5 protein-coding genes and 2 pseudogenes are annotated in these 6,789 nt (G+C 70.5%); 1 reads left to right on the plus strand and 6 read right to left on the minus strand.

What is annotated here, in order from left to right:
• Positions 1-28: 28 nt before the first annotated feature.
• Positions 29-742 (minus strand): annotated as a pseudogene (locus tag ACTWQJ_RS43940) (NAD(P)-binding protein); the annotation flags it as partial.
• A complete protein-coding gene (locus ACTWQJ_RS43945; RefSeq protein WP_443311997.1) occupies positions 727-1,554 on the minus strand; it encodes an enoyl-CoA hydratase family protein in 828 nt (275 codons plus the stop codon). The gene ACTWQJ_RS43945 and the pseudogene ACTWQJ_RS43940, both read right to left, overlap by 16 nt.
• A gap of 327 nt (positions 1,555-1,881) precedes the next feature.
• Here ACTWQJ_RS43945 and ACTWQJ_RS43950 point away from each other — a divergent pair, with 327 nt between their 5' ends.
• The gene (locus tag ACTWQJ_RS43950; protein WP_443311998.1) at positions 1,882-2,394 is read left to right on the plus strand and encodes an ATP-binding protein; all 513 of its coding nucleotides are present in this window, start codon (positions 1,882-1,884) and stop codon (positions 2,392-2,394) included.
• Here ACTWQJ_RS43950 and ACTWQJ_RS43955 read toward each other — a convergent pair.
• From ACTWQJ_RS43955 to ACTWQJ_RS43970, 4 genes and pseudogenes are all read right to left on the minus strand, one after another.
• Positions 2,348-3,781, minus strand: a complete 1,434-nt coding sequence (locus tag ACTWQJ_RS43955; RefSeq protein ID WP_443311999.1) for an amino acid permease — start codon at positions 3,779-3,781, stop codon at positions 2,348-2,350. The two genes, ACTWQJ_RS43950 and ACTWQJ_RS43955, sit on opposite strands and share 47 nt — an antisense overlap.
• 104 nt (positions 3,782-3,885) lie before the next feature.
• Positions 3,886-4,893 carry an ornithine carbamoyltransferase gene (argF, locus tag ACTWQJ_RS43960; RefSeq protein WP_443312000.1) on the minus strand — a complete coding sequence of 336 codons (1,008 nt, stop codon included), beginning with the start codon at positions 4,891-4,893 and terminating at the stop codon, positions 3,886-3,888.
• A gap of 79 nt (positions 4,894-4,972) precedes the next feature.
• Positions 4,973-6,196: an arginine deiminase gene (locus ACTWQJ_RS43965; RefSeq protein ID WP_224736427.1), complete on the minus strand. Its 1,224-nt coding sequence runs from the start codon at positions 6,194-6,196 to the stop codon at positions 4,973-4,975.
• Between the two features lie 74 nt (positions 6,197-6,270).
• A pseudogene (locus ACTWQJ_RS43970) lies at positions 6,271-6,789 on the minus strand (MFS transporter); the annotation flags it as partial.

A 6,789-nucleotide genomic window follows, 5' to 3' on the forward strand; every position in this document is an offset into this window, starting at 1 on the left:
CCGCGAACCCGGCCGCCCGCCACACCTACTCGCGCATCTCGACGATCACGGTGGAGGCGTCGGCCGCATACGGATAGCCGTGCAGCTGCATCACGCCGTGCTCGGTCTCGGCGATCTCGAAACGGAAGGCGCCGAAGGGGAAGTCGGCGGCGAGCCAGATGTAGCGGCAGCGGTGGGCTGCCGCCTGGGGCCGGAAGATGTGGGCGTAGGCCTCGCGGGTGCTGCTGTGCACGCCGTCGGCGGCGATCACCAAGTCGTATGTGTCCGCCAGGCCGGCCGGGTGCGGGGCCTCGGTGCGGAAGCGGATCTCTACGCCGAGGGCGCGGCAGCGGTCGTGCAGAATCTCGAGGAGGCGTTTGCGGCCGAGGGCGGCGAAGCCGTGTCCTCCGGAGGTGTGCTGGATGCCTCCCTGCACGATGTCGATGTTGTCCCACCGTACGAAGTGCTGCTGCAGGGCCTCGTAGACCACCGGGTCGGCGTGTTCGATGCCGCCCAGGGTTTCGTCGGAGAGGACGACTCCGAAGCCGAAGGTGTCGTCGGGGGCGTTGCGTTCCCAGAGGGTGATTTCGCGGGCCGGGTCGAGGCGTTTCAGCAGGGCGGCTGCGTAGAGGCCGCCGGGGCCGCCGCCGATGATTGCGACTCGTAGGGGGTGGCTGGTCTCTTCGTGCGGCTGCGGGTCGTACGTGGCTGGTCGCGCAGTTCCCCGCGCCCCTGGGGTGGGCACACTCACCGTCCCCTCCACTTTGGAGGGCGCTTTTCCTTGAACGCCGCATGGAACTCTGCGTAGTCCTCGCCGTTCATCAGCAGGGCCTGCGTCGAGGCGTCCAGTTCGACCGCCGCCGCCAGCGGCATGTCCAGCTCCGCCGTCAGCAGCGCCTTCGTCTGGGCGTATGCCAGTGCCGGGCCCTCGGCCAGGCGGCGGGCCAGGGCCTGGGCGGCCTCGTCGGCGCTGCCCTCGTCGGTGAGTTCGCTGATCAGGCCGATCCGCTCGGCCTCCGGTGCCCGCACCGGCTCGCCGAGCATGAGGAGGCGGGTGGCGTGGCCCAGTCCGACGACCCGCGGCAGCAGGTGCGCGGCGCCCATGTCGCCGCCGGACAGGCCGACCCGGGTGAAGAGGAAGGCGAAGCGGGCGGTGGGGTCGGCGACCCGGAAGTCCGCGGCCAGGGCGAGGACGGCACCCGCGCCGGCCGCCACGCCGTGCACCGCGGCGATCACCGGGAACGGGCACTCCCTCAGGGCCCGCACCACCTGGCCGGTCATCCGGTTGAAGTCCAGGAGCTGGGCGGTGTCCATCGAGAGGGTCGCGCCGATGATCTCGTCGACGTCCCCGCCGGAGCAGAAGCCGCGTCCCTCGCCGGCCAGCACCAGGGCGCGCACGGACCGCTCCCGGGCCAGCTCGGCGAGCAGGTCGCGCAGGTCGGCGTAGGCGCCGAAGGTGAGGGCGTTGAGTTTCTCGGGGCGGGCGAGGGTCACGGTGGCGATGCCGTCGGTGCGGTCGACGCGCAGATGGCGCCAGCGTGAGGTGGGGGCGGCGGAGCCGGTGAAGGGACTCATGGGTGCGGCCTCCTCGGGCGGGCACTGCCTCACTGACCTCTTACCCACGACGCTATCACCCAACTGTGACTACCGTCACGAAGGCGCGATAAGACCTGGTCACAGGACTGATCCCAAGGGTGCGCTCCCGTCACATAGGTAACCGGAAGTCAATAACGTGGTAACGGCGGGCACAGTGGTGCGAGACCGCCCGTTCACCCGGGTAAGCCGGTCATACGGGGCCGAAGGTCCCGGGCGACGCCCGTCGTGGGACCGTTTCGAGGGCGTCGTACCATTCCTGAAGTTGAAAGCAGGACAGCCTGAATGTCGGCCCCAGGAGCCTGCTCCATGAACGGACTCGCCTTGCACGAACGCCTCCCTGCCCACCCGCCACCCGACCACCTCCCCTCACGGAGGCACTTCGTGCCGCCCCTCCCGTCTGCCTCCTGGCGTGTCGCACTGCCGCACTCCGCCGCGGCCGTGCCCGTGGCGCGCGCGCTGGTCCGCTCCGCGCTGGCCGAGCTGGAGCACGGCGCCGACAGTGACACCGCGGAGCTGCTCACGGCGGAGCTGGTCGCCAATGCCGTGGAGCACACCGCCGGGGACGCCCCGATAGAGCTGGTGCTGGAGCTGCTGCCGACCGCCTGCCAGGTGGAGGTGCACGACCCGGACCCGGCGCCGCCGGGCGACCTCACCCAGCCCGACGACGGCCCGCCCGACCCGTGGCAGGAGCACGGGCGCGGTCTGCTGCTGATCCGCACCCTCAGCGCCTCCTGCGGTCACCGCCCCACCGAGTCCGGCAAGGCGGTGTGGTTCAGACTCCCTGCAGTACCTCGTCAGTGGCGCCCTCGTCCGGCGTGACCTCGGTCAGCCGCGAGTTGCGGCGCCCGTAGCCGACGTACACCAGGAGCCCCACCGCGAGGAACACCGCGAACTGGATCCAGGTCGTCGAGCCGGTCTCGTACATCAGGTACAGGCAGAAGGCGACGCCGAGCAGCGGCACCACGGGGTACAGCGGCACCCGGAAGGTGCGCGGCAGGTCCGGCTCGCGGCGGCGCAGGGCGATCACCGCGACATTGACCACGGCCATGACGGCGAGCGTGCCGATGGTGCACAGGTTGACCACGGAGTCCAGCGACGCGAAGGCCGCCGGGACGGCGAAGACCACCGCGATGATCAGGGTGCCGGCGACCGGCGTGGCGGTCCTCGGCGACACCTTCTCGAAGACGCGCGGGACGAGCCCGTCCCGGGACATCGACATCAGGATGCGGCTCTGTCCGTACATCACCGCCAGCACCACCGAGGCGATGGCCACGACCGCGCCGAAGGCGATCACTGTGCCGCCGACGCCGGAGCCGGTGACCTGGTCGACGACGTACGACAGCGCGGCGGGCCGGCCGCCGACCTCGTCGGCACCGATGGCGCCGATCGCGGCCAGGGCGACCGCGCAGTACAGCAGGGTGACCAGGCCGATGCAGACGAGGATCGCGACCGGGATGTCCCGGCGCGGGTTCTTCGCCTCCTCACCGGCGGTGGTGATCGCATCGAAGCCGATGTACGAGAAGAAGGCGGCCGTGGTGCCCGCGCCGATGCCGGCCAGTCCGGCCGGGGCGAACGGCACGAGGTTGCCGTCCTGGAAGGCGCTGAAGCCGATCGCGCAGAACGCGACGAGGATGGCGAGCTTGAGCGCCGCCATGGCGGCGGTGGCCCGGGCACTCTCGCGCACGCCGCGCACCAGCAGGACGGCGGCCATGGCGATGACCAGGACCGCGGGCAGGTTGACGACCCCGCCGTCGCCGGGGCTCGCGGAGAGCGCGGCGGGCAGCTGCAGGCCGATGAGGCTGTCGAGCAGTTCGTTGACGTACTGGCTCCAGCCGACCGCGACGGCGGACACCGACACGCCGTACTCCAGGAGCAGGCACCAGCCGACCAGGAAGGCTGTGGTCTCGCCGAGGCCCGCGTAGGCGAAGGAGTACGAGGAGCCGGAGACGGGGATCGCGCCGCCCAGCTCGGCGAAGGCGAACGCGGTGAACACGCAGGTGATCGCGGCGAGCACGAAGGAGACGACGACGGCGGGGCCGGCCTGGGCGACCGAGTCGGACAGTCCGACGAAGATGCCGGTGCCGACGATGGCGCCGACGCCGAAGCAGATGAGCTGGAACAGGCCCATGGTGCGCTTCAGGCCGTGACCTTCGCGGTCGGCGCCGGAATCGGCCACCAGCAGGGCGGGGGACTTGATGCGGGGCATACGGGTGGTGCTCGTTTCTTGGTGGTGCGGGTGCGACCGGGTCAGGTCGCGCGGCGGCCGCGGAAGGGGTGGCTCCGGGCCGCCGGACAGCATAAGGCGCCGGGTCAGGCCAGCGTGGCCACCAGCACGGCCTTGATGGTGTGCAGCCGGTTCTCCGCCTCGTCGAAGACGACCGAGTGGGCGGACTCGAAGACCTCGTCCGAGACCTCCAGGTACTCGAGGCCATGCCGCTCGTGGATCTCACGGCCGACCTTGGTGCCCAGGTCGTGGAAGGCGGGCAGGCAGTGCAGGAACTTCACGTCCGGGTTGCCGGTGGCACGCAGGACGTCCATGGTCACGGCGTACGGGCTGAGGGCGGCGATCCGCTCGTCCCAGACCTCCTTGGGCTCCCCCATGGAGACCCAGACGTCCGTGGCGACGAAGTCGGCGCCCAGGACGCCCTCGTCCAGGGACTCGGTGAGCGTGATGCGGGCGCCGCTGGTCTCGGCGAGCGCGCGGGCCCGGTCGACGATGTCCTGGGCGGGCCAGTAGGACTTCGGGGCGACGATACGGACGCCCATGCCGAGCAGGGCGCCGGTGACCAGGTAGGAGTTGCCCATGTTGAAGCGGGCGTCGCCGAGGTAGGCGAAGGCGATCTCCTTGACCGGTTTCGCGCTGTGCTCGGTCATGGTGAGCACGTCGGCGAGCATCTGGGTGGGGTGCCAGTCGTCGGTGAGTCCGTTGTAGACGGGCACGCCCGCGTACGCCGCCAGCTCCTCGACGTCGGCCTGGCTGTCGCCCCGGTACTCGATGGCGTCGAACATCCGGCCGAGGACGCGGGCGGTGTCCTTCACGGACTCCTTGTGCCCGATCTGCGAACCGGAGGGGTCCAGGTAGGTCGTCGAGGCGCCCTGGTCGGCGGCCGCGACCTCGAAGGCACAGCGGGTGCGCGTCGAGGTCTTCTCGAAGATCAGCGCGATGTTCTTTCCCCGCAGGTACTGGGTCTCGGCCCCGGCCTTCTTGGCGGCCTTCAGCTCGGCGGCCAGCTCGATCAGGCCGCGGAACTCGCCCTCGGTGAAGTCCAGCTCCTTGAGGAAGTGGCGGCCGGCGAGTGAGGTCGGGGCTGTCGCCATCGGGCGCTCCAGAGGTACAGGTACACGGACTCCTGGAAGTCTATACGACTGTCGACATTTCTATGCACCTGGTGGATTCCTATACGGCATCCCGTTCGACCGGACAGCTCATGCACCGTGGCCCGCCCCTGCCCCTGCCCAGCTCGCTGCCCGGGATCTCGATCACCTCGATGCCCTGCTTGCGCAGGTGCGTGTTGGTGGTGGAGTTCCGCTCATAGGCGACGACGACGCCCGGCTCGACGGCGAGCACGTTGCAGCCGTCGTCCCACTGCTCGCGCTCGGCCGCGTGCACGTCCTGGGTCGCGGTCAGGACCCGGATCTCACTCAGGCCCAGCGCGGCGGCGATCGCCCGGTGCATGTGCTCCGGAGGGTGGTCGGTGACCTTGAGCTCCTTCTCGCCGACGCCCGGTTCGATGGTGTACGAGCGGAGCATGCCGAGCCCCGCGTACTGGGTGAAGACATCACCGTCGACCATCGTCATCACGGTGTCGAGGTGCATCAGGGCGCGCCGCTTGGGCATGTCGAGGGCCACGATGGTCTGCGCGGAGCCCGCGGCGAACAGCTTGTGCGCGAGCATCTCGACGGCCTGTGGCGTCGTCCGCTCGCTCATGCCGATGAGGACGGCGCCGTTCCCGATCACCAGGACGTCCCCGCCCTCGATGGTGGACGGGTAGTCGGCCTGTCCCTCGGACCAGACGTGGAAGCCCGTGTCGCGGAAGAGCGGGTGATGCCGGTAGATCGCCTCGAAGTGCACGGTCTCGCGCTGGCGGGCCGGCCAGCGCATGGCGTTGACGGAGACGCCGTCGTAGATCCAGGCGGAGGTGTCACGGGTGAAGAGGTGATTGGGCAGGGGTGCGAGGAGGAAGTCGTCGAGTTCCATGACATGGAAGCGCACGGAGGTCGGTTCGGGGTGCGCCTCCAGGAACTCCCGCTTGGTCATGCCGCCGACGAGGGCCTCGGCCAGCTCGCGCGAGGGCAGGCCCTCGAAGGCCGCACGGAGGTGGTCGGTGGCGAGCACCCCGTACTCCTTCTCGTCGAAGACCCGGTCCAGGACGAGCTTCCTGGCCGCCGGGATCTCCAGGGCCTCGGTGAGCAGATCGCCGAACAGGTGGACGGTGACGCCACGGTCGCGCAGCACGTCGGCGAACCCGTCGTGCTCGGCCCGCGCCCGGCGGACCCACAGGACGTCGTCGAAGAGCAGGGCGTCCTTGTTGCTGGGCGTGAGCCTTTTGAGCTCGAGATCGGGCCGGTGCAGGATGACGCGGCGCAGCCGCCCGGCCTCGGAGTCGACATGGAATCCCATGCCTCCATCCTGACCATCGCCGACCGGGTTCACCCCCTGCTCGACCGTTTCCGTTTTCGTCCCCTTGACGACGATCAGCCAGCCGTACCTTCCGAGGTGCCGGTCGACGACGAGGGCGGCCGGGACGGCTGCACGGCTCGTCGGCCGGCGTCGCCGGTCTCGTCCGCCCCCGCGGGCACCCACAGCGTCGCCGCCGACAGCAGGGCGACCGCCGCCGAACCGAGGAGCACCGGCACGTTGCCCAGCCACGCGGCCAGCGCACCGCCCGCCAGTGCCCCGACCGGGACCGTGGCGAGAAGAGCAGCCTGGACGAACCCGGCCACGCGGCCCTGCATGCCCTCCGGGGTGACCAGTTGCTGCGTGGTGGTCATGGAGATCATCCATACGGTGCCGGAGAGGCCGTAGCAGATCTGGTAGGCGAGCAGCACCGGGAAGGCGAGGCCCAGGGACGCGGCCGGGATCAGGAACACCGCCCCGCCCGCCGCCAGCGCGCACATCTGCGTGGCCCGCCACAGTCCCGTCGTCCTGGCGAAGCGGCCGGCGACGAGCACGCCCGCCATCGTGGCCGCGCTGTTGACGGCGTACGACGTGCC

Origin of the sequence: Streptomyces sp. KR55 (genome assembly GCF_052245645.1) — a bacterium.
Classification (GTDB): Bacteria; Actinomycetota; Actinomycetes; order Streptomycetales; family Streptomycetaceae; genus Streptomyces; species Streptomyces flavusporus.

What these genes read in the sequence shown, in the direction of transcription:
- ACTWQJ_RS43945 (WP_443311997.1), bottom strand. Translation starts at nt 1,554, where the DNA reads ATGAGTCCCTTCACCGGCTCCGCCGCCCCCACCTCACGCTGGCGCCAT.
- ACTWQJ_RS43950 (WP_443311998.1), top strand. Translation starts at nt 1,882, where the DNA reads ATGAACGGACTCGCCTTGCACGAACGCCTCCCTGCCCACCCGCCACCC.
- ACTWQJ_RS43955 (WP_443311999.1), bottom strand. Translation starts at nt 3,781, where the DNA reads ATGCCCCGCATCAAGTCCCCCGCCCTGCTGGTGGCCGATTCCGGCGCC.
- argF (WP_443312000.1), bottom strand. Translation starts at nt 4,893, where the DNA reads ATGGCGACAGCCCCGACCTCACTCGCCGGCCGCCACTTCCTCAAGGAG.
- ACTWQJ_RS43965 (WP_224736427.1), bottom strand. Translation starts at nt 6,196, where the DNA reads ATGGGATTCCATGTCGACTCCGAGGCCGGGCGGCTGCGCCGCGTCATC.